The organism is Amycolatopsis rhabdoformis, from assembly GCF_035918295.1.
GTDB lineage: Bacteria > Actinomycetota > Actinomycetes > Mycobacteriales > Pseudonocardiaceae > Amycolatopsis > Amycolatopsis rhabdoformis.
On the sequence record NZ_CP142149.1, the window covers coordinates 5,605,236 to 5,631,125 of the forward strand.

The window sequence follows — 25,890 nt, forward strand, 5'->3', positions numbered from 1 at the left end:
CTTCGCATCGCGTAATACGCTTCGCGCATCACCACAGGTAGGATTGCTGTCATGCCCGAACACCAGGTCGACCTCGACCTCCGGCTGGTGCATTGCTTCACGGTCGTGGCCGAGCACCGGCACTTCGGCCGCGCCGCCGAGGCGCTGCACGTGACGCAGCCTTCCCTCAGCCGGCAGATCCGCAGGCTGGAGCAGCAGCTCGGCGCGCGGCTGCTGGACCGCACCCCGCAGGGCAGCCGGCTCACGGCGGCGGGTGAGGTGTTCCTGCCGGAGGCCAAGGCGTTGCTGCGCACGGCGGCGCGCACCATCGCACGCACGCGGGCCGCGGCGCAGCCCAGCCGGCTCGCCGTGGGGTACGCGGGCGGGCTCATCGTCACGCCGGCCGTGCGGGAGATGCGCCACCGGCACCCGGAGGCCGACGTGCGGTCGCTGCACGTGGCGTTCGACGACGTGCCGGCTTCGCTGCTGGAGCACCGCCTCGACGCCGTGGTGAGCCGGCTGCCGTTCCCGACCGAGGGGCTGCACGTCACGGTGCTCTACGACCAGCCGCGGGTGGTCCTGCTCCCCCTCGACCACCGGCTGGCGGGCAAGGAATCGGTGAGCATCAACGACATCGCCGACGAGCCGCTGCCCCGCGTGCGCGACTCCGACCCGGCGTGGAGCGCGTTCTGGCGCGTGGAACCACGCCCCGACGGCCGGCTCGCCCCGGACGGCCCCGTGATCGACGCGCTGGAAGACAAGTTCGAGCTCGTGGCCGCCGGGCAGGCCGTGGCCATCTCCGCGGGCCACGACGTGCGGTTCCTGCGGCCGGACCTCACGTCCGTGGTGCTGGAGGACGTCGAACCCGCGCACGTGGTGCTCGCGACGCGCGCGGACGACCGCGGCCGTCTGGTCACGGCTTTCCGCAAGATTGCCCAGACCCACCTCACGGGCCGCTAAAGTGAACGGGAGTTGAACGAAAGGTTTGCCACCGTGCGCTGACTCCCCGCTCTCGCGGCCGCACCGCCGCTCTCGCGACACACCTGTTTCCGCGCGACCCCGAGGGGCCCGTTTGATGAGCACCGAAAACAACACCGTCCGGCAGTGGCGCGCGCCGAAAACGGTGGCAGAACTGGCCTCCGGCCCGGCCTGGACCGTCGAGCGCAGCGCCACCACCGGCCAGTGGAGCACCGCCGAATGGCACCACGGGCCCTGGCAGATCGGCCTGACCCCCGTGCGCCACGGCGTGGTCGCCGCCATGCTCTGGTCCCAGGACAAACTGGTCGAACACACCCGCGGCGGCGAGGCGACGATCTGCGTGAAGGTGACCGGGTGGCTGGAGGAGATCGCTCGCAAGGGCTGAGGTTCGGGCGGTAGGTGCCGGCCTGCGGGCTTGGGTCGCGGACGTCGGGGCGGGCGAGCTGGGGAATCATGCCGCAGGAGCCGGACGCCGGACGGCTGCGGGGCTCTGGCCGGTCTGCGCGACCGGTGCCCCGGGACCGTGCCGACCTCGGCGCGGCGAGCAGCCGCAGCCCGCTGGAGCAGGAACAAGCCGCACTCGGAGCGCAGCGACGTGGGGCCGGGCCGAAGCCTGAAACCGCGGGCAATCAGAAGCGAGCCAAGCAGGACCCTCGCCGATCCCGATGCGGCGAGTAACCGCAGCCCGGTGGGCAGGAACAGCCGCACCCTGACCGACCAACGTCGGACAAGGCCAGAAGTCTGGAGCCGGCGAAAGCGGAAGCGGGTCAAGCAGGGCCCCACCGATCCCGGCAAACCGACCAGCCGCAGCCCGCTAGAGCAGGAACACACCGGACCCCCACCGTACCGACGTCAAGCCGGGCCGGAAATCTCGAACCGTGAAAGCAGAAGCGCCCGGACCGTGCAGGATTCCCGCCGACCTCGGCGCGGTGAGCAGCGGCGTCCCCGCTGCAGCAGGAACTAGCCGTACCCGGACCGCACCGCCGTCGAACCGGGCCAGAAGCCTGCTGCAGCGAAAGGCGGAAGCAGGCAGTGCAAGACTTCACCAATCCCGGCAAGGCGACCAGCCGCAGCCCGGTGGGGCAGGAACAGGCCGCACCCACACCGCACCGACGTCGACCGTGCCGGAAAGACTCCGCAGATCCCGGCGTGGCGAGCAGCCGCAGGCTGCTTGAGCAGGAAAGCCGCACCGCAGCGACGTGGGGCCGGGCCAGAAGCCTGGAACCGCGACAGCAAAAGCGGTCATGCAGGATCCCGCTGATCCCGTGCGGCGAAGTGGCCCGGCTCTGCGAAAAGCGCCATCCAACTGCAGAGGGTGGCGCAGGAAGCCCCCGCACCACCCTCAGCCAAGCCGACCCGCGCCGCGCCAAGCGGTGCCGCGCCACGCCGCGCCGGGCCTGTCCGAGGTAACCCCTCGGACAAGCCCAACCAAGGCGCAGTGAAGCTCAGTAACCCTCGGGGTCATCCACCACGTGGACAGCCGCCTCTTCCGCCGACGCCGCACCACCGTCGATACCGATGTCGGAGGCGTAGAGCTCGTCGTCGGAGTCTTCGCCGGAGCCCTCGTTGCTGGCGACCAGGCGGCCCGCGCGGGTGTCGCCGAGTTCGTCGTCGCGGAGTTCGCCGTCGGTGTCGTCCGTGTCGCCGAGGTCGTCGCCGTCCTCGTCGAGCCGGACGTCCGGCAGTTCGCGCGACAGGCGGCCTTCCCAGCTTTCGCCCTCGCGCTCCTCCTCGGGCGTGGTGCCGAACTCGTCGACCTCGTACGGGCGCTCCGGCGGCGAGTAACCCTCGTCGTACGGGTCGCCGTCCTCGAGGGTGTCTTCAGGGTCGAGCACGCCGGTGTCGGCGTTGTCCTCGATGTCGTCGTCCACGAACGGCTCCTCTCTCGGGGCGCCCCTAGTCTCGCGCCCGCGCCGGGAAGTTACCAGGTGAGCCCGCCGCGCCTTGTTCAGCGCGGCTGGAGGATGCCGGACGAGATCACCGACGCCGTGAGGTGCTTGTAGCCGACGCTCGGGAAATACACCAGCAGCTCGTGGTCGTCACGGCTCAGCAGCTGGCCGTCGCCCCACAGGCGGTGGTGGACGGGCGCGCCGCCGGTCACGGTGGCACTCGAACGTTCGCTGGTGGAAGCCGCACGGTCGTTGTCGCAGTTTTCACACGGCGGTGTGTAAGTCTCACCGAAATACGCGAGAAGTTCCGCACGGCGGCACCGCGTGCTCTCGGCATACGCCCGCGCGGCCTCGATCCGGCTCGTGAGCACGGCCTGCCGGCGCCGGTCGAGGTCCACGAGCTGGTCGGCGAGCTCGGCCGGTGGCGTGAGGTCCTGTTCACAAGCCACCACGCGGTGGTGGCCCGACCCCGTGACGCCGACGAACCCCAGCTCGGCGAGCTCGTTCACCACCCGCTCCACCGCGTGGCCGGGCACCCCGGCCTGCGCGGTCAGGTCCGCGAGCGTCGCCTGGCCGGGCGCGTTCTCGATCGCGTCCACCACGTGGTGCACCGCGTCCTCACCCAGGTGCGTGCGAGCGGCGAGCAGGCGCGGGATGCGGATCGTGCGCGGATCGTGCACGAGCACGGCCACCGCGGGTTCCCCGTCCCGGCCCGCGCGGCCGATCTCCTGGTAGTAGTCGTCGATGCTCGCGGGCACGCCGGCGTGCACCACCGTGCGGATGTCGGATTTGTCGATCCCCATCCCGAACGCGCTCGTGGCCACCACCACGTCGAGCTTCCCCGCGAAGAAATCGTCCTGCACCTGCGCGCGGGCCGCCGCGGTCATCCCACCGTGGTAGGGCGCCGAGCGGAACGCGTCGAGCCGCAGCCGGTCGGCGAGCGACTCGCACCGGGCGTGGGTCAGGGCGTAGACCAGGGCCGGGGTGTCGTGCTGGATCAGCACGTCGACGCACCGGTCGTCGACGGCCCGCGCCTCCGGCTTGCTCGGCTGCGTCGGGCGCATCGACAGGGAGATGTTCGGCCGGTCGAAATCGGCGATCACCACCTCCGCGTCGCGCATCCCGAGCCGCCGCGTGATGTCCGCCTGCACCGGCGGCGACGCCGTGGCCGTGAGCGCGAGGATCGGCGGCCGGCCGAACTCGGTGATCGCGTCGCCGAGGCGCAGGTACTCCGGCCGGAACTCCTGTCCCCATTCGCTCACGAGGTGTGCCTCGTCCACCACGAAGAGCGTGACGTTCCGGATGGCCGCGCGGGTCTCGGCGTTGGTGAGCTGCTCGGGCCCGAGGTAGACGAAGTCGAGCTCGCCCTTTTCCAGCCGTGCCAACGTGTCGCGACGCTCGTGCACCTTCTGGCTCGAGTTGAGCAGCGCGGCGTTGATCGTCCGGTCACCGTACGCGCGGCCCGCGATCGACCGCAGCTGGTCGCGCTGCAGGGCGATGAGCGGCGAGATGACCAGCGTCAGCCCCCCGCGGGCAAGGCCGGCGGCCTGGTAGATGGCGCTTTTCCCGCTGCCGGTGGGCAGCACCGCCAACGTGTCGCGCCCCGCCGCCGCCGAGTCGGCCGCCTGCAGCTGCGCGGGCCGAAGTGAGAATTCGAACAACGCTCCCGCCACCGAGGCGGGGGTCGGACGTGAGCTGGTCATGGCATCGAAGGTACTGGCAGTCGGGCCGGCCACCGCGAGGCGACCGACCCGACGGCCGCCTAGTGCAGCTTCTCCGCCCAGTCCGCCGGCAGGCGGTCGGCCGGGCCGGGGGCGGCCTGGGTGAGCGGGTGGTGCGTCGGCGCGGCCAGCGCGGGGCCGCGTTCGTACATCACTTCCTCGACGTAGTCCCAGAACCACTCCTCGCCCGGCTCGAAGCTGCGGACGATGCGGTGGCCGGACGTCGCGGCGTGCGCGCTCGCGTGCTGGCCCGGCGACGAGTCGCAGCAGCCGATGTGGCCGCACTGCGCGCAGCGGCGCAGGTGGAACCACCAGCCCTGCGGGCTCGCCGCGTCACAGTCCGCGCAGCCGTTGCCGCTCGGCGCCACGGCGGGGTCGACACCCTCCACGTGTTTCTCCTTTGCGTGAAAAGTCCTGTGCCACCAGCTTAATCACAACCGCGGTGCCTGCTCGGCCAGTTGCCACAGGTACAGGCTCGCCAGCGTGCGGTAGGGCCGCCACGGTTCGGCCAGCCGCGTGAGCTCGGCCGGTGTCGGGCGCGCGGCGAGGCCGTACACCTGCGCGACGCTGCGGCGCAGCTCGAGGTCACCGACCGGCAGCACGTCGGGGCGGTGGAGGTGGAACATCAGGAACATCTGCGCCGTCCACACGCCGATGCCCTTGACCAGGGAGAGCTGAGCGACCACCTCGTCGTCGGGCAGGCCGTCGAGTGCGTCGAGGTCGAGCCGGCCGGACAGGATGCAGTCGGCGAGCGAGCGCAGCGACACCGTTTTCGCGCGCGACAGACCGGCGGCCGGGCGCAGCTGCTCGGGGTCGTCGGCCAGCAGCTCCTCGGGCGTCGGCACGCGGCCGCCGAAGCGGTCCTTCAGCTTCCGGAAGATCGCGCGCGAGGCGTGGATCGAGATGTTCTGGCTCACGATCGCGCGCACGAGCACGCCGTAGTCGTCCTTCGGGATGTCCGGGTCGTCGGCGGCTTCGCCGTCCGGCGGCAGCTTCGGTGGCCGCCCGGTGATCTCGGCCATCGCCCGGCCGAGAACCGGATCGGCCTGCCGCAGGTGCTCCTCGGGGGTCATCAAGGGGATGTTACGCCAGGTCAGAGGGGGTGCTTCACATCGTTTGGGTGAGGCCGCCGTCGATGATGAGGTCGGCGCCGGTGAGGTTGCCGGCCCGGTCGCTGGCCAGGAACGTGACGAGATCCGCCACCTCCTCGGGCCGCGTGAACCGGCCGGTGACCGAGCCGGCCGCCGCCTGCGCCGCCACGCTGCCGGGCTCGGCGCCCACGGCACCCCCCACCGTCTCGGCGACGCCGCCCTTGCCGAGCCACAGGTCCGTGGCCACCGGGCCGGGGCTCACGGTGTTCACGCGCACGCCCCGCGGGCCGACCTCCTTCGACAGGGACTTGAAAAAGCTGAGGCACGCCGCCTTCGCCGCGCTGTAGTCGATCACCAGCGGGTCAGGCAGGGTCGCGTTCACCGAGCACACGGTCACGATCGCGCCGGTGCGCTCGATCAGCGACGGCAGCGCGGCGCGCGTGGTGCGCATCCCCGAGAGGAAGTCGAGGTTGAACGTCGCCAGCCAGTCTTCGTCGGTCACCGACGCGAAGCCGTCGGGTCGCGGCCGGACCGCGCCGACGTTGTTGACCAGGATGTCGATCCCGCCGACGCGCGCGACCGCGTCTTCGACCACCCGCGCCGCGCCGTCCGGCGTGCCGAGATCGACCGCGACGGTCTCCACCGGCAGTTCCTTGAGCTCGCCGTCCACGTTGCGCGCCGCGGCGACGACCCGCACACCCTCCTCGACCAGCGCCCGCGTCACCGCCAGCCCGATCCCCCGGCTCGCGCCGGTCACGAGTGCCGTCTTGCCACGCAACCGCAGGTCCATCGGTGACTCCTCGATCGATCAGGTGCTTCGGCGGCAGCCTAGACGGCCCGGGCACCGGCGAGCGACCGCCGATGTTCACCGACGAACAAGGACGTGGTGGCCGTGTTCACGGATCACCAACGGCGATCAGCGCAACGGTGCGGTCGAGCGTCGGATCACCAGCTCCACCGGCAACACGATCGACCGCGGCCCGCCCGTGGGGTCCTCGAGCAGGTCGACGAGCAGCTTCGCCGCTTCCCGGCCGAGGTCGTACTGCGGGATCCGGATGGTGGTCATCGGCGGCGCCACGTGGTCCATGAACGGGGTGTCGTTGAAGCCGATGATGCTCACGTCGTGCGGACAGGTCAGGCCGCGTTCGCGCAACGCGTCGTAGCAGCCGAGCGCGATGAGGTCGTTGCCCGCGACGATCGCGGTGAAGTCGATCTTCTCGTCACGCAGGAGTCCACTGAGGACACGGTGCCCCTCGCGCTGCGACCACGCTTCGCACTGCGCCACGCGTTCGGGCTCGCGGTCGAGCCCGTGGTCGGCGAGGCCCTGCACGAACGCGCGCTTGCGGTGGACGCCGGTCGAGAGGTCCTGCGGACCGGCCAGGTGCACGATCTTGCGGTGCCCCAGCTCCACGAAATGACTGAGCGCGAGGCGCACACCGTGGTCGTCGTCGGCCGTGACCGAGGGGATGTCGGCGCGGTCGACGGCCCGGTTGACCAGCACGAGCGCGTGGCCTTGCGCGGCCATCTGCTCGGCCGTGCCGTCGTGCAGGCGCGAGCCGGCGGAGATGAACCCGTCGACCCCGCGCGCGAGGAACGCGTCGATCGAGGCGGCGGTGATCTTCGGGTCGTCGTCGGTGTTGGCGATCCAGGTGCTGTAGCCGCGCTCGCGCAGGATGTCCTCGGCGCCGCGGACGATCGGCGGGAAGATCGGGTTGGTCAGGTCGGGCAACAGCATGCCGATCGCCATCGACCGGGCGGTGCGAAGTGTGCGGGCGCTGAGGTTGCCCGAATACCCGAGGTCGGCGGCCGCGCGGAGCACCCGGTCGAGCGTCGCGCTGTTCACCAGGTGGCGGCTGGTCTCGTTGAGCGCCCTCGACGCGGTCGCGACGTGGACCCCGGCGCGCGCGGCCACGTCCTTCAAGGTCGCTCTTCGCACGACGGCAGTATACGCAGAGGTGCTGGTGGTCTTCGCGCATTTCACCGGGTGCCCGTGGTGTTTTTCGAACGTCGCCACCACCGCACCGCACCGGTGGCACGCCGATCGTGGTGATCTTCTGTCACAGATCACCACCCCGTCTTGTCTCAGCTCGCGAAAGGTTCATCCGACGCGCCTGAAGGAAGACCATGAGCGTGGAACATTCGCACCACCTGCCGAACCCCAAGTCGACCGCGCCGCCGCCGAAGATCGAGGTGGTGGGCACGGCGGAGGGAGCTCCGGCGGCGCCCGAGGGGGCCGTGCCGATGACGATCCTGGTCACGTTGCCGCCCGGGAGCGACGGGGCGCCGCCGCACCGGCATTCGGGTCCGGCGTTCGGGTACGTGCTCAAGGGCGAGATCGTGTTCGAGCTCGAGGGTGATCCCGAGCGGGTGGTGAAGGCCGGGGAATCGTTCTGGGAGCCCGGGTTCGACGTGATCCACTACCAGGACGGCAACCACCTCGACGACGCCGAGTCGCAGTTCGTCGTCACGATGTTCTGCGCGCCCGGGCAGCCGATGCTGATCCCGGTGAGCGACGAGGAGCTCGAGGAACGCAAGCACCTTCGCGCACCCCGCCCGTGACCCGGCTGTGGGGCCGGCGAACGCGAAGCCGGCCCCACAGCGGTAAACCACGGCGCAAACTCACGGTGTGAATCCCCCGCGCCAATCCAGAGCGGACAATCGAGAGGAGCCGCATGAACCTCTTCACCCTCGCCGAAACCCACACGGGGCTCGCCACGCAGGCACCGGCGCGGCGCAGCGCCGTGACTGTCCACGGCGGACACGAACACGCGTTGCGCCAGACCGTGATGGCGCTGAGCCAAGGCGAACACCTGCACGAAACCGAGCACCCGGGCGGCGAAACCACCGTGCTGGTCCTCCACGGAAACATCCGGCTCGTCACCGGCGCGCAACAACAGAGCGGCGCACCCGGCGACTACTTCGTTCCGGCCGCGGGCCGGCACCGCATCGAGGCCGAGACCGACGCGGCGATCCTGTTCACCCACGTCGTCCCACGCTGAACCGTGGGGGCGCTCCCGGCACACCAGGAGCGCCCCCAGCGTCACTCGACCAGCTTTCCTTCCGAGGAAACCTCGCGCATCAGCACAGCGATCTCCGCCGGCACCGGCGGCAGCTCTTCCCGCTCGAGGCGACCGGGCCCCGACCACACGAAGTTCACCCGCATCGACTCGTCCAGCTCCGGGTAGTCAGCGCGGTTGTGGCACCCGCGCGTCTCCCGGCGTTCCAGCGCCGCCTCCAGCGTCGCCCGGCAAGCCAGCGCCGAGGACTTGAGGTCGAACGCGTGCGCCAGGTCCTGGAACCCGGCGAGGTCCGGGTGCACTCCGACGTTCTTCATCCGGTCCTCGAGCTCGTCCAGTTCGGACAGTCCCGCGAGCAGGCCGTCCTCGTCGCGCACCACACCGGCGTGCTCGGTCATCGTGTTGCGCAAGGACCGCTGCAGGGCCCGCACGTTCTCCGGGCCGTCGGCCGCGAGCAGCTCGTCGATCTCGCCCCGCGCCTCGGCCACGGCACCGGCCGAACGGCGCTGTGCCGAAAGCGAAGCGGAGTACTCGGCCGCTGCCTCGCCGACGATCCGGCCGTAGACCAGCAGCTCGATCAGCGAGTTGCCGCCGAGCCGGTTGGCGCCGTGCAGACCGCTCGCGGCCTCGCCGATCGCGTACAGGCCTTCGACACCCGTGCCGTGGTCGGAAGACCGCACCCACACGCCGCCCATCGAGTAGTGCGCGGTGGGCGCGATCTCGATCGGGCTCTTCGTGATGTCGAGCATCTGCAGTTCCAGCAACGTCTGGTACACCCGCGGCAGCCGCTGCATGATCGTCTCGCGCGGCAGGTGCGACACATCGAGCCACACTCCGCCGTTCGGCGTGCCGCGGCCCGCCTTGATCTCGGTGTACGCGGCGAGCGCCACGCGGTCGCGAGTGGACAGTTCCATTCGCTGCGGGTCGTAGTTCGCCATGAACCGCTCGCCCAGCGCGTTGCGCAGCTGGCCGCCCTCACCGCGCGCGGCTTCCGACACCAGCGTGCCCGCCGCGTTTTCCGGTTCCAGCAGCCCGGACGGGTGGAACTGCACCAGCTCCGGGTCGCGGATGCGGCCCCCGGCCAGCACGGCGAGGCGGAACGAGTCGCCCGTGTTCTCGTCGCGCCGCGAAGACGTGCGGCGCCAGATGCGAGTGTGCCCACCGGCGGCCAGGATCACCGAGTCGGCGTGGATCACGTAGCGGGTGCCGGTGTCGAGGTCGAAGCCATAGGCACCGAAGACCACGTTGTCCTGCACGAGAATCCGCGTGATGTACACGTTTTCGAGCATCCGGACGTCGAGCTGCGCCGCGCGGTTCACGAGCGTGCGCTGGATCTCCAGCCCGGTGTAGTCACCCGCGAACGCGGTGCGCCGGTAGGTGTGCGCGCCGAAGAAGCGCTGCGAGATCCGGCCGTCGGCCTCGCGCGCGAAGGGCATGCCCCAGCGTTCGAGGTCCTCGATGCCCCGCGCCGCGTTCTGCGTCACGACCTGCACGGTGTCGGGGTGCGCGAGGAGGTAGCTCTCCTTGATGGTGTCGGCCGCGTGCTGCTGCCAGCTGTCCTCGGGGTCCATGGTGGACAGTGCCGCGTTGATGCCGCCGGCGGCCAGCGTGGTGTGGGCGTCGCCCTTGGCCCGCTTGCCGACCACGAGCACGTCGACGCCGCGCTCGGCCAGCTCGATCGCGGCGCGCAACCCGGATCCGCCCGTGCCGATCACCAGTACCGACGTCGCGACCTGCTGCTCTGTCATCGAAATTCCCTCCTGACACCGGGAGCGCGGGTGGCGCCGGAAACCGGGCCACCCGCGGCCGGGGTCACTTCCTGGGCGGGTTGGCCGGGAGCCAGTCCGCGAACTTGATCTGCCCGAGCTGCGCGCCCTCGTCGGGCAGCAGCCCCTTCGGGCCCGGCTTCTCGCCGAAGTAGCGGGCCTCGGGGTCGACGGTGACCTCACGCGGGTCGTTGCGGAAGGTCAGGGCCTCGCGCACCCAGCCGGCCATCGTGAACACCTCGGGGCCGCCGATCTCGGTCATACCGTTGAGCGGCGAGCCCGCGGCGGCCTTCGCCACGGCCCCGGATACCTCGGCCGCCGCGATCGGCTGGATGCCCGCGTCGGGCAGCTTCACCACGTTGCCCTCGGTGCCGCCGTCGGCGATCGCGCCGACGAACTCGAAGAACTGCGTGGCCCGCACGATCGAATACGGCAGGCCCGAGGCCTTGATCAGCTCTTCCTGCACCACCTTCGCGCGCAGGTAACCGGAGTCGGGCAGCCGGTCGCTGCCGATCACCGACAGCGCCACGAAGTGGCCCACGCCGGCGCCCTTGGCGGCCTCGGTCAGGTTGGTGGTGGCCGCGCGGAAGAAGGCCAGCACGTCGTCGTCGGCGAACGACGGCGAGTTCGACACGTCCACCACCACGTCGGCGCCCTGCAGCACTTCCTTCACCCCTTCGCCGGTCACGGTGTTCACGCCGGAACTGGGCGTTGCCGGCACCGCCTCGTGACCGTGTTCCGTCAGCAGGCTCACGACCCGCGAGCCGATCAGGCCGGTACCGCCGATGACGACAATCCTCATGATGCGCCTTTCGCCGAGCGTCCCCGGCCGGCCCGGGGACTTCGCACCAGGCTGGACAAGGCGCCCCGCGGATTTGTGACAGTCCGGCCGACAATCACCTGATCGGGTCGCCGCCGGACACGAACGCGTCGCGCGGGTGCTCGACCGAGGCGAGCGACACGATGTCGCGGCCGAAGAACGCCGCCGTGAGCCAGATCGCGAGCACGCGCACCTTGCGTTCCCAGCTCGGCACGGCGAGCACGTGGTAGCCGCGGTGCATCAGCCACGCGAGCAGGCCCGTGATCACGATCCGCCGGTACTGGAAGATGCCCTTGCCGATGCCGAGCGTCGCGACGGAACCCAGCCCGTGGTGCACGTACGGCTTCGGTGTGCGGCCACGAACATGCGCTGTGAGGTTTCGAGCAAGCAGCTTGCCCTGGCGCACCGCGTGTTGTGCGTTCGGCACCGTCCGCGCACCCGGGATCGGCGACGCGAGGTCCGGCACGGACGCGTCGTCACCCGCGCCCCACGCCCCCGGCACCGGTTCCTCCTCGGTGCCCACGCGCAGGTCGGCGCGCACCTTCAGCAGGCCGCGTTCGTCGATCGGCAGGTCCGTATGGTTGTGCACCACGGGGTTGGCGGCGTTGCCGGCGGTCCACACGATGAGCGCGGAATCGAACTCCTCGCCGGTCGAGAGCACCACGTGCCCGTCGACGGCCGAGCGCAGCTGCGTGTTGAGGTGCACGTGGGCGCCGCGTTCTTCGAGCGAGCGCACCACCCACTGGCCCGGCTTGTCGGTGACCTCCGGCAGGATCCGGCCCTGGGCCTCGATCAGGTGGAAGCTCAGTTCGTCGCGGCTGATCTCCGGGTAGTGCTTCAGCAGCGCCGTCGCCAGCGACAGCAGCTCGGCGAAGCCCTCGACGCCGGAGAACCCGCCGCCCACGAACGTGACGGTGAGCAGCTTCCGGCGCGCCGGACCCGGCTCCAGCACCGACGCACGGTCGAACGACGTCAGCAGCCGGTCGCGGATCGCGACGGCCTCTTCCACGTGCTTCATGCCGATCGCCTGCTCGGTGACGCCGGGGATCGGGAACTTGCGCGTGACGGCGCCGGCCGTGACCACGATCTCGTCGTAGGTGAGCTCGAACTCCGAGCCCTCGGCCGGGAGCACGGTCACCTTGCGGTGCGCGTGGTCGATCTCAGTGACCTCACCGGCCACCACCCGCGTGCGCCGCAGGTGCCGCCGCAGCGACACCGCCGCGTGGCGCGCCTCGATCGAACCGGCCGCGACCTCGGGAAGGAACGGCTGGTACGTCATGTACGGCCGCGGGTCCACCACGGTCAGCTCGGCCTCCGCCGGCTTCAACCGCTTCTCGAGTCCCCAGGCCGCGTAGAAACCCGCATACCCGCCACCGACCACCAGGATCCTGCGCATTTCGCTCCTCGTTTCCTCGCTTGCACAAGGGAGACAAGGCAGCAGTGCGAGACGTGACAGTTTTGTCCGGTTGAGTGGGCGCGGTCACGGGGTGGGCGCCGTCACGCCCACCCCGCGGCTTCAGGCCGAGGTCGGGGCCTGTTCGGCGCCGGAAACCGGGGCCGGCTGGGTGACCGGGGCGGGCTTCACGAACCGCAGCGCCACCATGCCCAGCGCGGCGAGCGCGAGGGGGATCGCGAACAGTTCGAACAGTCCCACTCCCGACCAGCCGGCGTCGACCAGGACTCCGGCGATCAGGGGGGTCACGATGGCGCCGATGCGCCCGACGCCGACCGCCCAGCCGAGTGCCGTCGAGCGCACCCCGGTCGGGTAGAGGGCCGGGCCGAGTGCGTAAAGCGACGCGCCGAGTGCGTAAAGCAACATCCCCATCACCACGGCTACCACCAGGGTCGCGGTGAGGTTGCCGAGCACGAACGCCATGGCGAGGAACACCACGGCGGCGCCGGCGAGCGTGACCACGGCGAGCACCCGGCTGCTGAAGCGCAGCGCGATCAGCGTCATCAGCAGCGAGCCCACGATGCCGCCGAGGTTGATCATGATTCCGCCGCCGATGCCCTGCCGCGCGGACAGCCCGCTCTGCTCCAGCAGCTGGGGCATCCAGTTGCTGGCGAAGTAGAGCGCGCCGAACAATGCGAAGAAGCCGAGCCAGAGCAATGCGCTCCGCACGCCGTTGCGGCCCGTCAGCACCGCGGCGCGGACGTTGCCGACCTCGTGCGCCGCCGGCTCCGGCAGCTCGGTCACGCGCTCGAGGCGCAGGCGTTCCAGCAGCCGGTTCACGCGTACGAGTGCCCCGCGGGGTCGGCGAGTGAGCAGGAAGTCGAGCGACTCCGGCAGCAGTTTCAGCATCGCCGCGGCGGTGACGAAGCTGAGGATCGCGCCCGAGACGAACGTCGCACGCCAGCCGTAGTGCGAAGCCACCAGCGCCGCGACGCTGCCGCCCAGCAACCCGCCTGTGGGCAGGCCGAGCGCGAAGAACGCCACCGACGTGCCCCGCGCCCGCCGGCTGCTGAACTCGGCGATGATCACCGGCAGGCTCACCATCACCCCGCCCACTCCGAGGCCGGTCACGAACCGGCAGGCCCACAGCTGCCCGTACGCGCCGGTCGCCGCCGAGAGCGCCATACCGAGCGTGGCGACGGCGAGGCAGACCAGCGTGAGCGGCCGTCGGCCGATGCGGTCGGCCAGCGGCGCCACCAAGGTGGACCCCACGGCCATGCCCATCAGGCCGGCGCTGATGAGCAGCCCGACCGCGGACGCCGAAACTCCCCACTCCGCACGCACACCCGAGGCCGCGAATCCCATCACGAGGATGTCGTAACCCTCGATCACGTTCATGATCACGCACAACGCGATCACCAGGACCTGGAACCTTGTCATGGGACGGTTGTCGATCAGATCTCGTACACTCATGATTCACCCTTGAATCGAGGAATGACCAAGAAGATCCGTGCTCAGGGCACGGCGAAGCGACCTTGCCCGACCCCTGGCAAGCGTGGCGGCCGATCGGCTGCCGGGTGTGGAACTCCTTCCGGTGAACGGGATCGGCTCGTTCCCGCTCCCCCGGGAACGAGCCGATCGGTCAGGCGCGGCGGGCGATCGCGTCGATTTCCACCGACGCGCCCCGCGGCAGCCCGGTGACCTGCACGACCGAGCGTGCGGGCCGGGGTTCGTCCCAGGTGGCCACGTACTGGTCGTTGGCCAGCGCGCGGTCACCCATGTCCGTGACGAAGTAGGTGAGCTTCACGACCGCGTCGAGCGTGAGCCCGGTCTTGCCCAGCCGGCGTCCGACCGTCGCGAGTGCCGCGTCGAGGGCTTCTTTGCGGCCCTGCACCAGGTTTTCGGCTTCGTCCACCGGCAGGCAGCCGGACACGAAGACCACGTCGCCGACCGAAACGCTGTCGGAATAAGGGTGGTCGAAGTCCGCGGACGTCATTTCAGGAACTCTCCTCGGTATCGGGGCGGGGTGGTCCCCACAGGGGCTGGCCGGAGTCCACGGAGAACACCGCGCCGGTGACGGCCGCACCGTCCATTCGCGACGCGAGCATCGCGTAGACGCCAGCGATGTCGTCGGGTCCGGGCGCGAACCCGGTGGGCAGGCGGTGCACGACCCGATCGACGTCGGGCAGCGAAGAACCACCGCCGAGCGCCTGCGGCCCGACGAGGTCCGTGGTCACGTAACCCGCGGCCACGGTGTTCACGCGCACGCGCCCGGCGAGCTCGAACGCGAGCTGCTTGGCGAGCCCGGCCACCGCGTGTTTCGACGGCACGTACAGCGCACCACCGAAACCGGCCTGCAGGCTGGAGATCGAGCCGGTGAAGATGATCGAACCGCGTGACTCGATCAGGGCCGGCAGCGCCGCGTGCACGGTGAGCAGCGCGCCCTTCACGTTCACGGTGAACACTTCCGCATACGCCGCTTCGAGTTCTTCGAGCGAGAGCTGCGACAGGGCCGCGTTCTGGTCGTACATCCCGGCGTTGGGCACGAGCACGTCGAGCTTGCCGAAGTGCGAGAGCGCCAGGTCCACCGCGTCGCGGCAGTCGGCGGGATCCGTGACGTCACCGGGCATCGCGACCACGGCCGGGCCCAGCGGCTCGACGGCTTCGCGCAGCCGGTCGGCTCCGCGGCCCATCGCGACGACCCGCGCGCCTTCGCGCACGAACCGGCGCATCACGCCCGCGCCGATTCCCGAGCCGGCGCCGGTCACGAGGGCGACGCTGCCTTCGAGCCGGGCCGGCCACGGCTGAGCCGGCACGGTCTGGGCCGTCATCAGTCGACCTCGGCGGCCACCAGCCGGCGCCGGTTGCCCCCGTCGACGGCCTCGCCCGCCCGGAACACCGAGTCCGGCTTGTCGAGGTAGTTCATCTCGTTGATCGGCCAGCCCATCGACGCGATGATGTGCAGCGGCTCGTCGCCGATGCTCACGAACCCGTGCACCTGCATGCTCAGCGCGATCACGGTGTGCCCGGGACCGAGCTCCACGGTCTCACCGTCCACGGTGAACCGGCCACGTCCTTTGAGGATGGTGATGTTCTCCTCGAAGTAGTGCCAGTGCGGCGGCGCCTGCATGCCGACGTCGAGGATCTGCTCGGCGATGCGCACCTGCCGGGCCCCGGTGGACGCGCTGGCCCACGCCCGCGACCGGACCCCGGGCCGCCACTGCTCCCACTCCACCTTCTCGTGCTCGACCACCAACACGGCCGGCCTCCCTTCCTGTTGTTGCGGAACCGCGTGCGTCCACTCAGGACCCGCGGGTGAACGACTCCGGCCGCTGCGCACCCCACGCGCTGAACGAATTGAACTCGCCGGCCTTGCGCACCAGCGGATCCGTGCGCTCGCCGAGGATCCGCGGCATCTCGGCGGACAGCTCGTAACGGTTGCCACCCGGCGTCCACAGGTACGAGTAGAGGTTGCCGCCGACCCCGTGGCGGCCCGGGCCAGTCTCCAGGAGGTGCCCGGCGCTCGCAAGCGTGTCGGCCGCGCGCTTGTGGTGCTCCATGTTGTCCACCGTCCACGCCAGGTGGTGCAGCGAAGCGCCGGCCTGGCACCGGATCAGGCCCACGTCGTGGTGCACCTCGCCGGCCCGGGTCCAGGCGGCCAGCCACTCGTCGTCGGCGTTCACGAAGAGGTCGGAGATCCGGAACCCCAGGCCTTCGGTGAGCACGTGCGCGGTAGCGCGGGCCTGGGCGTCGTCGCTGAACGCGATGGTGATGTGGTCGAGGTCGGCCACCCCGACGCCCCGGCGCATCGAGCTCACGTCGAAGCCCTGGTGGCGGTACAGCGGCCGGCCGGGGCGCGGCACCAGCACCACCTCCTGGCCGGTCGGCAGCCGGAACGCGAGGCTCACCGGCTGGTGCGGCCGGGCGTCGCTGCGGCGTTCGGTCGCCACGTCGAGCTCCGCCAGGCGCGCCTCGAACCGGGCCAGCTCGTCCTCGGAGTCGACGCCGAGTGCGAACGACCGCACGCCCGTGCCGCCCGGTGACACCACGAGTTGCGCGTGCGGGTCGTCGAGGTCGCAGCTCAGGTGCACCGATTCGCCGTCCTTGGCGACCACGCTCAGCCCGAGTACCTCGACGTTGAACTCGAGCGCCTGCTCGAAGTCCTCGACGGCCAGCTCGGCCCAGATCAGTTTCTGCAGGCCCATACCCACTCTTCTCTCGTCACGATTCGGTTCCCACCGCGGGAAAATCCGCGCTGAAGCCCAGCTCCGGCTCGGGTCCGAACGGGGTTTCCAGCGCTTCCAGGTACCGGCTGACCGGCAGCCGGCTCAGCCGTTCGACTTCTTCGGCCGACAACATCCGCGTGCGTTTGGTCCGGATGGCCGCAATGCGCAGCCGATCACCGTCCGGACCGGACACGACCTCCAGCCGCACGCGGGCGAACTCGTTGCCGAGCACGATTTCCCTGTCCATCACCGACTCCTCCTCACGGCCTCGGTCGCCTCCCGCCACGACACCCCGGCCGCGATCGCGCGGCGGTGACGGGCGACGAAGGCCGGCCGGTTGAGCGCGAGCGCGGCCACGAGCCGGTTCCCCCGGCCGTACAGCAGGGCGCGCCCGTCCTCGACCACCTCGCGGCGGTCGTGCCCGCCGGCCCAGCCGGCGAGCTGCAGCTTCGTGTCGTACTGGTCGGTCCAGAAGTACGGCACCTCCGCGGCTTCTTTTCCGCCGGGCACCCCGGTTTCCAGCTCCGCCAGGAGGTTCGTCGCCACCGTGCGCGCGTGGTCGACCGCCGTCGTCCAGTGTTCGGCCCGGATCGAGCCGAACCGCGGGTGCTGCCAGCGCGCGACGTCACCCGCCGCGTAGATCCGCGGCGCGGCCCGCAGGCCCGCGTCGCACACCACGCCGTCGGCGACCGGCACCGCGTCGCCGAGCCAGCCGGTGACCGGCGCGGCACCCACGCCGACCACGACCACGTCGGCCGGCAAGTGCTCGCCGTCGGCCAGGTCGACGCCCCGCACGCGACCGTCGGTCACGGTGAAGCCGGAAACCTCGGTGCCACAGGCGAAACGCACGCCGTGGTCCCGATGCAGGTCGGTCATCCAGCCGCCCGCCACCGGCCCGATCGCGTGGGCCAGCGGAACCTCGTCGCGTTCGACGACCGTGGTGGCCACGCCCTGCCCGACCGCCGCGGCGGCGACCTCCAGACCGATGAAGCCACCGCCGATCACCACGAGGTCGCGCGCGGTGGCGAGGTGTCCGCGCAACGCCAGCGCGTCGGCGAGTGTCCTCAGTGGATGAATGCCGGCGACGTCGGGCTGCCCCGGCACGCGCCGAGCCGCCGCGCCGGTGGCGATCACCAGGCCGTCGAACGGAACCTCGGCACCGTCGGCCAGCGCCACCACCCGGTCGCCCAGACCCGAAACGGTGACACCCGCACGATGGTCCACTTCGTACTCGGCCAGCCGCGCGGCATCGGGCAGCAGGATGTCTTCGGGTTCCGCAGTGCCCTTGAGCAGCTGCTTGGACAGCGGCGGCCGGTCATACGGCAGCCCGGCCTCACGATCCAGCAGCACAACTTCGCCGCCGAATCCGCGAGCTCGCAGCTCCCGGCACACGCTCACCCCGGCCAGGCCACCGCCGGCGATCACGATCCGCATCGCGCTACCCGTCCAGCCGGATCGCCTGCACGGGACAGCTTTCCCGCGCCCGGCGGGCGTCTTCGGCGAGCTCGGCCGGGATGTCGGCGAGCAGGACCACGGCCTGGCCGGTGCCCTCGTCGATGTCGAAGACCCGGTCGGCTTCCACCACGCAGTTGGCGTAGCCCTCGCACAGGGCCAGGTCGATGTGCGCTTTCACTGCTCCTGCTCCTTCGTCCCGGGGTCCGGTTCGGCCAGCACCTCGTCGGGCACCCACGTGAGCGCCTCGAGCATCAACGCGTCGGCGAAGGCGTGTTCGCCGGTCAGCGCGGAGGTGATCTTCAAGCGCTCGCCGTTGGCGGACTCGTCGACCGCCAGCCGAGCGAGCACTCGGCCGGTGCCGTCGCGCAGTTCCATCGGGCCTCCCTCAGAGGAAGATGTTCATGTTCTCGGCGGCCAGGCGCGCGCGGTCCAGTACCACGACCCGCTCGGCGATCTTCCACTCGCCCGCGACCTCGACGAAGCGGTCGGTGCGTTCGCCGTAGTAGGTGTGCTCCTGGTCCTCGTTGCGGGTCCGGAACACGAGGATGTTGCTCACGACCTCGAACCCACCCTCCCCGACGGTGAGATCGAGCACCTGCACGAAATAGCGCAGCCGCGAAGGCGGGATCTCCGTCCAGGCGTGGGAGCTCGCGAGCTTGCGCACCCGCAGCTCCATCGTGGTGCGGTCCTCGTCGTAGTAGGCGAGCTCGCCGTCGCGCGCGATCATGTCGGCGCGCGCGTCGGTGTTCTTCACCACCGGCATGCGGTAGCGGAACTCCGGTGCGAAGAACGCCAGCCAGTCGAGGTACGCCGATTTCTGCAGCACGCGGATCTCGCGCCGGTAGATCTCGTCCACTGTGGACATCAACGCCGCGGTTGTGCTCGTCATGTCACTTCTCCATCAGCTGACGCCAGCGGCGGTAGAACGAGCGCTGGTTGCCTTCGGTGATGAACGCCTCGCCCATCACACCCGGCAGGTCGACCCCCGTGTGGTCCTTCACCGCGACCTCGTGCCCGACGCCCATCGTGTAGTCGAACGAATGCCGCTGCGCCACGACCCCGCGCGTCGCCTCGCTGATGGAGGTCCAGATCTCACCGTCGTCCTGCTCGAACATCCCGCTGGGCCCGAAGGACAGCACGTACTGGCGCATGGCCGCGTCCTTCAGCTCGTCGGACAACGCGCTGTCCACCAGGCACCACGAGTTCACATCGATGCGGTGCGGCCCGCGAGGCTGCCACTGGCGCAGCGTGAGAAAGCGCATTCCGTCCATGAAGGACAGGTTCGGGAAGATCGAGCCGACCCCGAGCGGCACGAACTCCGCCAGCTCGGGACTCCGGTCGCGCAGGCCGTCCTGCACTCGCCGCACGTGTTCGGTGTACGCGGTCACCGCCGCGGTCCCCTGCTGCGCACCACCCTTCTCACGCGTGAACCCGTGGCCGCCCTCGACGTGGATGGTGTGGCCGTACTCGGTCACGCGGTTGCGCAGCCCCACTTCGACGCTGGAGGCGTGCGTGGACGAGAGGTGGTACTGGTCGCCGGAGAAGTTCTCCGCGGGGATCTTCCAGTTCGTCTCGATCGTCCACTTGTGCACGCCGCCCACGGCCTCGAAACCGGCTTCCGAGCGGCCCAGCATCAGGTCCAGGTACGGCAGGAAGTCACCGAGGTACTCGGCGAGCGTGGGCGCGTCCGGGTCCCAGGTGGCGAAGATCAGGCCGTGGACGGTGTCGAGCCTCGCCACCTCGATCAGCTTGACCGCGCTGCGGTCGAACTCGCCGTGGTAGGCGGTGCGCAGCCGGGGCACGCCCACGAGGTTGCCGTCGAGGTCGTAGGTCCAGCCGTGGTACGGGCAGCGAAGCGCCTGCGAGTTGCCCTGGTCGGCGCGGCAGAGCTTCGGGCCGCGGTGGCGGCAGCTGTTGAGGAACGCACGCAGCCGGCCGTCCTTGGTGCGCGTGACCACCACCTCGTCCTCGCCCATGCGCGTGGAGAGGTAGTCGCCGGGGCGGCGCAGCTGCGTCTCGTGGCCGAGGAACAGCCAGCACTTCGCGAAGATCTTCTCCAGTTCTTCGCGGTACACGCCTTCGTCGTGAAACGCCTTGATCCCGACCTCGACGCCGCCTTCGCGGACCAGCGAAGCCGGCTCTGCCTGCGAGCTGTCGGTCATGCCTGCTCTCCTTCCCGGCTGTCGAAGCCGCGCCAGTGCTGCCGCAGACGCTCGTTGACTTCGGCGGGTTTCTCCTGGTTGAGCGCGTGCCCGCCGCCGGGCACGACCACGTACTCGGCGCCGGGGATCCCGTCGGCGAGCACGCGGCTCTCGGGCGGGCCGGTGATGAGGTCCTGGTCGCCGCACAGCACGAGCGTCGGCGCGCGCACCTCGCCCAGCTCGGGGCGGTGGTCGGTGTCGGCCAGCGTCCGGGTGGCCGCGGCGAAGCCGGACAGGCGCACGGAACCCACGGCCGTCTCCACGATCCGCTCCTTGAGGTAGTGCGGCGCGGCGGACGACACGAGCCGGTCGACCCGGGCCCGCGCCCAGTTCCGCACACCTTCGTGGTCGAGCTCGGCCACCCGCTCGCCGAACCTTTCGAGCACGGCGGCGTTGTGCTGGCGGCCGTACGTCGAGGAGATCAGCGTGAGCGTGCGCACCCGGCCAGGGTGGCGCAGCGCGAGCCGCGTCGCCACGACGCCGCCCCACGAAACCCCGGCCACGTGGGCGTTTTCCCGGCCGTGGGCCGTGAGCAGATCCGCGGCGGCGTCGGCGTAGTCGTCGAGCCGCGGTTCGGCCGGCGGCTCGCTCGACGCGCCGTAGCCGAACGCGTCCCACGCGATCAGCTCGTAGTCCTCGCGCAGGGCCGCGAACTGGGCCCAGTACGACGGGCTCGCCGTGCCGACTCCGTGCAGCAGCAGCACCGCCGGGCCGCGGCCGGCCGTGCGGGCCGAGATCTTGCCGCCGCGCACACCGTGCACAGTGGACTCGGGCACTGCGCGCTCGGATACGGCCGACTCGGGGACGGTATCCGTGGGCCGCCGGGATTCGGGAGCTTCGGGTGACGGCGCACCCGCACCGGGCGTCATCGCCGACTCCGGAGCATTCGCCTCGAACTCATACCTGTCTGCTTCCTCCCGCCGCGAGCTGTGTTCCTCTCGTTCGGCGAACGCTAGCATACTACGGTTGTGTGCCACAATGTTCGCTCAGCTACGCAGGCAGACTGGTATGCTCACGTAGTGTCGTTAGCTACCGAGTCCCCCGCCGGTGCGTCGGATGAGTGACGCAGCCGAACTGTCCGAGGACTACCTGGGCCAGCAGGCCTACCAAGCGCTGCGCCGAGCGTTGCGCGACGGTGGGATCAGCCCCGGCCGCTTCTACTCGGAAGCCGAATTCGCCGAGCTGCTCGGCGTTTCGCGCACGCCGGTCCGCGAAGCGCTGAAGGCGCTGGAGCGCGACGGCGTGGTCGTCGCGGCCCGCCGGCGTGGCTACCGGATCCGCGAGTTCACCGAAGCCGAGGTCGACGAGATCGCCGCGCTGCGCGAGCAGCTCGAGATCCTGGTGGCCCGCAGCCTCACGGCGCAGCAGACCCCGGAAGGTCTCGCGCGCCTGGCCGACATCCTCCGTCGTCAGGACGAAGGCAACCCCGACGAGACGATGTTCGCCCTCGACGAGGAGTTCCACCTCACCGCGGCCGAACTGGCCGGACTGCCGCGCACGCGCAAGATCCTCGAGGGCCTGCGCAGCGTGATGGCCGCGGTCACGGCCGGCGTCGCGGTGCCCCACGAGGAGTCGAAGCACCGGATCTCGGAGCACCACGCGATCCTCGCCGGGATCGCCGCCGGCGACGCCGAGGAAGCCGTGCGGCTGATGCGTGAGCACGTGCGCGCGTCAGACAAGACGTTCCGCGACGCGATCCGCGCGGCGGCGGCGGCCGGGCCGATCATCAAGCCGTTGAACTGGAAACGGGCCACTTCCCCGTCGGCCTGAGGTCCCGAAGCCCGCGCTCTCCGGAGTGCGGGCTTTTTTCGTCGGTTGCCCTAGTACACTTGATAAGTATACTAAGACCATGGACTTAGGGATTTCCGGTCGCGTCGCCGTGGTCACCGCCGCTTCGCGCGGGCTCGGCCGGGCGTCGGCCATCGCGCTGGCCGCCGAGGGCGTGCGGCTCGTCGTCAACGCCCGCTCCGCTGACCAGCTGCAACGCCTGCGTGACGAGGTCGACGTGGACGTCGAGATCGTGCCGGGTGACGTGACCGACGAAGCGCTGCCGCAGACGCTGGTGGACCGCGCGCTCGAGAAGTTCGGCCGGCTCGACATCGTGGTGGCCAACAACGCGGGCCCGAAGCCCGGCGGTGCGTTCGAGGTGAGCGAGGAGCAGCTTTACGGCGCGCTCACGGCGAACACGATGTCGGTGATCCGGCTCGTGCGCGCGGCGCGCTCGGCGCTGGTCGAGCAGGGCTGGGGCCGGCTGTGCCTCATCGCGTCCGGCTCGGCGCGCCAGCCGATGGACAACCTCGCACTGTCCAATGTGGCCCGTCCCGCGCTGTGGGGCTGGGCGAAAACCGCGGCCAACGAGCTCACCGCTTCGGGCGTCACGCTCAACCTCGTGTGCCCGGGCGCGCACGCCACCGAGCGCATCGTCGAGCTGGGCCGGCAGGACCGCACATACATCGGGGATCCGGACGCGTTCGGGAAGATCGTGGCGTTCCTGTGCTCGGCGCACACGGCGTACCTGACCGGTGCGGCCGTTGTCGTCGACGGCGGGCGCATTCAGGGTCTCTGACGAACCTGCTTCCGATTCCGCGGGAGCCGCCGGTCTGGCTCGACCCGCGGAACCTGTTCGCCGCGGCGCCGGGTCAGTCCTGCGTGGCCGGTGCGGCCAAGCCCGTCAGCGCGCCGTCGACCACGGCCTGCAGCGCGGCGCGGCCGGGGTTCGTCTTGGCCAGCACGTTCATGCCCTGCACCACGGCCACCAGCAGCGGCGCCGATTCCGGGCCGGCGCCCGGGCGCAGCTCGCCGGCGGCGCGAGCGCGGATGAGGGCGCCGGCGAAGCTGGTGTGCAGGTTGGCGAGGTGTTGTTCGAACATCGCGGCCAGGGCGGGGTCGCGGCCGGTGAGCTCCACGAGGGAGTTGGTCACGAGGCAGCCCCAGCGGCGGCGGCCGTCGACCATGGCGTCCACGAGGTGGGCGAAGTAGTCGCGCAGACCTTCCAGACCACTCGGCGCGGTGTGCAGGCGTTCGACGGCCTCGGCCGACACCGTTTCGGCGTACGAGCGAAGTGCGGAAACGAACAGGTCGCGTTTGTTTCCGAACGCGGCGTACACACTGCCGGGCTGGAGGTCCATGGCCTGGCACAGTGCCTGCATCGACGTGGCGTCGTAGCCGCGCTGCCAGAAGGTGTCCAGAGCCGCGCCGAGTGCGTCCCCGACGTCGAAGGTGCGTGTTCGTCCCACGGTCGTAATAGTAGGGTAAGCGTTCAAGAATATCGACGGCGTCGTCCTCGACGTGGTAGAAATCCAGGGTTAGTGAACTGGGACGAGTACTCAACTAAGGAGAACCGATGCGGGTCGTGGTGATGGGCACCGGCGGCGTGGGCGGCTACTTCGGGGCGCGGTTGGCCCAGGGCGGCCACGACGTGAGCTTCATCGCCCGCGGCAAGCACCTGGACGCGTTGCGCGCCAACGGGTTGCGGGTCGAGAGCCCGCTCGGTGACCTGCACTTGCCGAAGATCGACGTGACCGACGACCCGAGCACGCTCGCACCCGCGGACCTCGTGTTGTTCGGGGTGAAGCTGTGGGACACCGAGGCGTCGGCCGAGCTCATCAAGCCGCTCATCGCCGAGCAGACGGCGGTGGTGTCGTTCCAGAACGGCGTGGTGAAGGACGACATCCTGCGCCGCGTGCTCGGCCCCGAACACGTGATCGGCGGTGTCTGCTACATCGCCGCGACGATCGCCGAGCCCGGCGTGATCCGCCACACCGGCACCCTGCAGAAGCTGGTGTTCGGCGAGTACGACGGCACTGTTTCACCGCGCGTGCAGGCGTTCCACGACGCGTGTGCGGAAAGCACCATCGACGCGGAAATCAGCGAACAGATCGAACAGACGATCTGGGAGAAGTTCGTGTTCCTCGTGGGCCTGTCCGGCACCACGACCACCACGCGCACCCCGATCGGCCCGATCCGCGCCAACCCGCGCTCGCGCGCTTTCCTGCACGACGTGATGGCCGAGGTCGTCGAGGTCGCGCGTGCCCAGGGCGTCGCGCTGCCCGCCGACTTCGCCGACGACCGGCTCGCCTTCACCGACAGCGTGCCCGAGGGCATGACCTCGTCGATGCACCACGACCTCGACCGCGGCAACCGGCTGGAAGTCAGGTGGCTCAGCGGTGACGTGGTGGACCGGGGCCAGGCGCTGGGCGTGCCGACGCCGTGCAACCGCGCCATCACCGACATCCTCGCCGTGCACAGCGAAGGCCACCACTGATGAGCCTCACGATCCGGTCGGTCGAAGCCACGCTGGTGCTGGTGCCGATGCGCCGGCCGCTCGGCACCAGCGCCGCGCGCGTCACCGCGGCGCCATTGCTGCTGCTCGACCTGCACACCGAGGAAGGCGTGACCGGGCGGGCGTATTCGTTCTGCTACCTCGAATCCGCCGGGCACGCCTCACTCCCGCTGGTGCGGGAAGTGCACGAAGCGCTGGCCGGCACCCCGGCGGACCCGGCGTCGGCGCGGGCCGTGCTGGAGGCAAGGTTCAAGCTGCTGGGCGTGCGCGGGCTCGTCGCCGCGGTGGTGTCGCTTGTGGACACCGCGTGCTGGGACGCACTGGCCCTCGCGGCCGGGCTGCCGCTGGCGCGGCTGCTGGGCGCGCCGCTCCGGCCGATTCCCGCGTACAACAGCAATGGCCTCGGTCTGATCGAGGCCTCGGCCGCGGCCGACGAGGCGCAGGAACTGGTGGCGGAAGGCTTCCGCGCGGTGAAACTGCGGCTCGGCCGCGCGCCGGAGGACGACCTGGCCGCGGTGCGGGCGGTGCGCGCGGCGGTCGGCCCGGACGTCGAGGTGATGGCCGACTACAACCAGGCGCTTTCGCTGCCCGACGCCCTCGTCCGGTGCCGGCTGCTGGACGACGAGGGCCTGTCGTGGATCGAAGAGCCGGTGCGGCACGACGACTACGCGGCCAACGCCCAGCTCACCGCCGCGCTGCGCACGCCCGTGCAGATCGGCGAGAACTTCGCGGGTCCGCGCGCGATGGCCCTGGCGCTCGCGCACGACGCGAGTGACCTGGTGATGCCCGACCTCGACCGCATCGGCGGCGTCACCGGCTGGCGCGACGCCGCGGCGCTGGCCAACGCGCGGGGCGTGCCGCTGTCGTCCCACCTGTTTCCCGAGGTCAGCGTGCACCTGCTGGCCGCGACGCCGACCGCGCACTGGCTGGAGTACGTCGACTGGGCCGCCCCGATCCTGCGCGAGCCGCTGCGGATCGCCGACGGCCACGCGACGCCGCCCGACCGCCCCGGCAACGGCCTCGACTGGGACCCCGAAGCGGTCGCGCGGTACCGCGTGGGCTGAGCTTTTAT

At 70.7% G+C, this 25,890-nt stretch carries 30 protein-coding genes; 8 read left to right on the forward strand and 22 right to left on the reverse strand.

The annotated features are described in order from the left end of the window. Positions 1-51: 51 nt before the first annotated feature. Both VSH64_RS25805 and VSH64_RS25810 read left to right on the forward strand, forming a co-directional pair. Positions 52-939, forward strand: coding sequence for a LysR family transcriptional regulator (locus VSH64_RS25805; RefSeq protein WP_326565261.1), 888 nt, complete (start codon positions 52-54; stop codon positions 937-939). Between the two features lie 115 nt (positions 940-1,054). Next, positions 1,055-1,342 (forward strand): hypothetical protein, encoded by a 288-nt coding sequence (locus VSH64_RS25810; RefSeq protein WP_326565262.1) that lies wholly within the window; start codon positions 1,055-1,057, stop codon positions 1,340-1,342. Positions 1,343-2,402: 1,060 nt separating this feature from the next. Here VSH64_RS25810 and VSH64_RS25815 read toward each other — a convergent pair. The 6 genes from VSH64_RS25815 to VSH64_RS25840 all read right to left on the reverse strand — a co-directional run bounded on the left by VSH64_RS25815 (position 2,403) and on the right by VSH64_RS25840 (position 7,594). After that, on the reverse strand, positions 2,403-2,828 hold the full coding sequence (locus VSH64_RS25815) for a DUF5709 domain-containing protein (RefSeq protein ID WP_326565263.1): 426 nt from the start codon (positions 2,826-2,828) through the stop codon (positions 2,403-2,405). 77 nt (positions 2,829-2,905) lie between these two features. Beyond that, positions 2,906-4,549 (reverse strand): RecQ family ATP-dependent DNA helicase, encoded by a 1,644-nt coding sequence (locus VSH64_RS25820; RefSeq protein WP_326565264.1) that lies wholly within the window; start codon positions 4,547-4,549, stop codon positions 2,906-2,908. 59 nt (positions 4,550-4,608) lie between these two features. Next, positions 4,609-4,956 (reverse strand): UBP-type zinc finger domain-containing protein, encoded by a 348-nt coding sequence (locus tag VSH64_RS25825; protein ID WP_326565265.1) that lies wholly within the window; start codon positions 4,954-4,956, stop codon positions 4,609-4,611. Between the two features lie 42 nt (positions 4,957-4,998). Further along, a complete protein-coding gene (locus VSH64_RS25830; protein WP_326565266.1) occupies positions 4,999-5,640 on the reverse strand; it encodes a DNA-3-methyladenine glycosylase family protein in 642 nt (213 codons plus the stop codon). 34 nt (positions 5,641-5,674) lie between these two features. Continuing rightward, a complete protein-coding gene (locus tag VSH64_RS25835; RefSeq protein ID WP_326565267.1) occupies positions 5,675-6,448 on the reverse strand; it encodes an oxidoreductase in 774 nt (257 codons plus the stop codon). 126 nt (positions 6,449-6,574) lie between these two features. Beyond that, positions 6,575-7,594: a LacI family DNA-binding transcriptional regulator gene (locus tag VSH64_RS25840; protein WP_326565268.1), complete on the reverse strand. Its 1,020-nt coding sequence runs from the start codon at positions 7,592-7,594 to the stop codon at positions 6,575-6,577. Positions 7,595-7,782: 188 nt separating this feature from the next. On the opposite strand from VSH64_RS25840, the gene VSH64_RS25845 reads away from it, so the two are divergent. Both VSH64_RS25845 and VSH64_RS25850 read left to right on the forward strand, forming a co-directional pair. Further along, positions 7,783-8,217 carry a cupin domain-containing protein gene (locus VSH64_RS25845; protein WP_326565269.1) on the forward strand — a complete coding sequence of 145 codons (435 nt, stop codon included), beginning with the start codon at positions 7,783-7,785 and terminating at the stop codon, positions 8,215-8,217. Positions 8,218-8,330: 113 nt separating this feature from the next. Next, entirely contained in the window at positions 8,331-8,657 is a 327-nt protein-coding gene (locus tag VSH64_RS25850) for a cupin domain-containing protein (protein ID WP_326565270.1), read from the forward strand. A 41-nt stretch (positions 8,658-8,698) separates the two neighbouring features. Here VSH64_RS25850 and VSH64_RS25855 read toward each other — a convergent pair whose 3' ends face one another. The 15 genes from VSH64_RS25855 to VSH64_RS25925 form a co-directional block, all read right to left on the reverse strand. Continuing rightward, positions 8,699-10,423 carry an L-aspartate oxidase gene (locus VSH64_RS25855; RefSeq protein ID WP_326565271.1) on the reverse strand — a complete coding sequence of 575 codons (1,725 nt, stop codon included), beginning with the start codon at positions 10,421-10,423 and terminating at the stop codon, positions 8,699-8,701. Between the two features lie 64 nt (positions 10,424-10,487). Continuing rightward, a complete protein-coding gene (locus tag VSH64_RS25860; RefSeq protein ID WP_326565272.1) occupies positions 10,488-11,243 on the reverse strand; it encodes an SDR family oxidoreductase in 756 nt (251 codons plus the stop codon). 94 nt (positions 11,244-11,337) lie between these two features. Further along, on the reverse strand, positions 11,338-12,657 hold the full coding sequence (locus tag VSH64_RS25865) for an NAD(P)/FAD-dependent oxidoreductase (protein ID WP_326565273.1): 1,320 nt from the start codon (positions 12,655-12,657) through the stop codon (positions 11,338-11,340). Between the two features lie 120 nt (positions 12,658-12,777). Then, positions 12,778-14,094, reverse strand: coding sequence for an MFS transporter (locus VSH64_RS25870; RefSeq protein WP_326565274.1), 1,317 nt, complete (start codon positions 14,092-14,094; stop codon positions 12,778-12,780). A 202-nt stretch (positions 14,095-14,296) separates the two neighbouring features. Further along, positions 14,297-14,650 (reverse strand): RidA family protein, encoded by a 354-nt coding sequence (locus VSH64_RS25875; RefSeq protein ID WP_326565275.1) that lies wholly within the window; start codon positions 14,648-14,650, stop codon positions 14,297-14,299. Position 14,651: 1 nt separating this feature from the next. Further along, positions 14,652-15,485 (reverse strand): SDR family NAD(P)-dependent oxidoreductase, encoded by an 834-nt coding sequence (locus VSH64_RS25880; RefSeq protein ID WP_326565276.1) that lies wholly within the window; start codon positions 15,483-15,485, stop codon positions 14,652-14,654. Beyond that, entirely contained in the window at positions 15,485-15,913 is a 429-nt protein-coding gene (locus VSH64_RS25885; protein ID WP_326565277.1) for a cupin domain-containing protein, read from the reverse strand. Before VSH64_RS25885 ends, VSH64_RS25880 begins: the two co-directional genes overlap by 1 nt. A 43-nt stretch (positions 15,914-15,956) precedes the next feature. Continuing rightward, on the reverse strand, positions 15,957-16,859 hold the full coding sequence (locus VSH64_RS25890) for a VOC family protein (protein ID WP_326565278.1): 903 nt from the start codon (positions 16,857-16,859) through the stop codon (positions 15,957-15,959). Positions 16,860-16,875: 16 nt separating this feature from the next. Further along, positions 16,876-17,127 (reverse strand): hypothetical protein, encoded by a 252-nt coding sequence (locus tag VSH64_RS25895; RefSeq protein WP_326565279.1) that lies wholly within the window; start codon positions 17,125-17,127, stop codon positions 16,876-16,878. Then, on the reverse strand, positions 17,127-18,314 hold the full coding sequence (locus VSH64_RS25900; RefSeq protein ID WP_326565280.1) for an NAD(P)/FAD-dependent oxidoreductase: 1,188 nt from the start codon (positions 18,312-18,314) through the stop codon (positions 17,127-17,129). The genes VSH64_RS25895 and VSH64_RS25900 overlap by 1 nt, the downstream gene beginning before the upstream one ends. A 4-nt stretch (positions 18,315-18,318) precedes the next feature. Further along, entirely contained in the window at positions 18,319-18,513 is a 195-nt protein-coding gene (locus VSH64_RS25905; protein ID WP_326565281.1) for a ferredoxin, read from the reverse strand. Beyond that, positions 18,510-18,710 (reverse strand): hypothetical protein, encoded by a 201-nt coding sequence (locus tag VSH64_RS25910; protein ID WP_326565282.1) that lies wholly within the window; start codon positions 18,708-18,710, stop codon positions 18,510-18,512. Before VSH64_RS25910 ends, VSH64_RS25905 begins: the two co-directional genes overlap by 4 nt. A gap of 10 nt (positions 18,711-18,720) precedes the next feature. After that, positions 18,721-19,224 (reverse strand): aromatic-ring-hydroxylating dioxygenase subunit beta, encoded by a 504-nt coding sequence (locus tag VSH64_RS25915; protein WP_326565283.1) that lies wholly within the window; start codon positions 19,222-19,224, stop codon positions 18,721-18,723. Between the two features lies 1 nt (position 19,225). Beyond that, positions 19,226-20,497: an aromatic ring-hydroxylating dioxygenase subunit alpha gene (locus tag VSH64_RS25920; RefSeq protein WP_326565284.1), complete on the reverse strand. Its 1,272-nt coding sequence runs from the start codon at positions 20,495-20,497 to the stop codon at positions 19,226-19,228. Then, positions 20,494-21,312: an alpha/beta fold hydrolase gene (locus tag VSH64_RS25925; protein ID WP_326565285.1), complete on the reverse strand. Its 819-nt coding sequence runs from the start codon at positions 21,310-21,312 to the stop codon at positions 20,494-20,496. The genes VSH64_RS25920 and VSH64_RS25925 overlap by 4 nt, the downstream gene beginning before the upstream one ends. Positions 21,313-21,592: 280 nt before the next feature. Between VSH64_RS25925 and VSH64_RS25930 the strand changes: the two genes are divergently transcribed. Both VSH64_RS25930 and VSH64_RS25935 read left to right on the forward strand, forming a co-directional pair. Next, a complete protein-coding gene (locus tag VSH64_RS25930; RefSeq protein WP_326565286.1) occupies positions 21,593-22,306 on the forward strand; it encodes a GntR family transcriptional regulator in 714 nt (237 codons plus the stop codon). 79 nt (positions 22,307-22,385) lie between these two features. After that, positions 22,386-23,102, forward strand: coding sequence for an SDR family oxidoreductase (locus VSH64_RS25935; RefSeq protein WP_326565287.1), 717 nt, complete (start codon positions 22,386-22,388; stop codon positions 23,100-23,102). A 73-nt stretch (positions 23,103-23,175) separates the two neighbouring features. Here the strand turns inward: VSH64_RS25935 and VSH64_RS25940 are convergent, their stop codons facing one another. After that, the gene (locus VSH64_RS25940; RefSeq protein WP_326565288.1) at positions 23,176-23,772 is read right to left on the reverse strand and encodes a TetR/AcrR family transcriptional regulator; all 597 of its coding nucleotides are present in this window, start codon (positions 23,770-23,772) and stop codon (positions 23,176-23,178) included. Between the two features lie 107 nt (positions 23,773-23,879). On the opposite strand from VSH64_RS25940, the gene VSH64_RS25945 reads away from it, so the two are divergent. Both VSH64_RS25945 and VSH64_RS25950 read left to right on the forward strand, forming a co-directional pair. After that, positions 23,880-24,800 (forward strand): ketopantoate reductase family protein, encoded by a 921-nt coding sequence (locus VSH64_RS25945; RefSeq protein WP_326565289.1) that lies wholly within the window; start codon positions 23,880-23,882, stop codon positions 24,798-24,800. Further along, positions 24,800-25,882: an enolase C-terminal domain-like protein gene (locus tag VSH64_RS25950; RefSeq protein ID WP_326565290.1), complete on the forward strand. Its 1,083-nt coding sequence runs from the start codon at positions 24,800-24,802 to the stop codon at positions 25,880-25,882. The genes VSH64_RS25945 and VSH64_RS25950 overlap by 1 nt, the downstream gene beginning before the upstream one ends. The last annotated feature ends 8 nt before the right edge of the window (positions 25,883-25,890 follow it).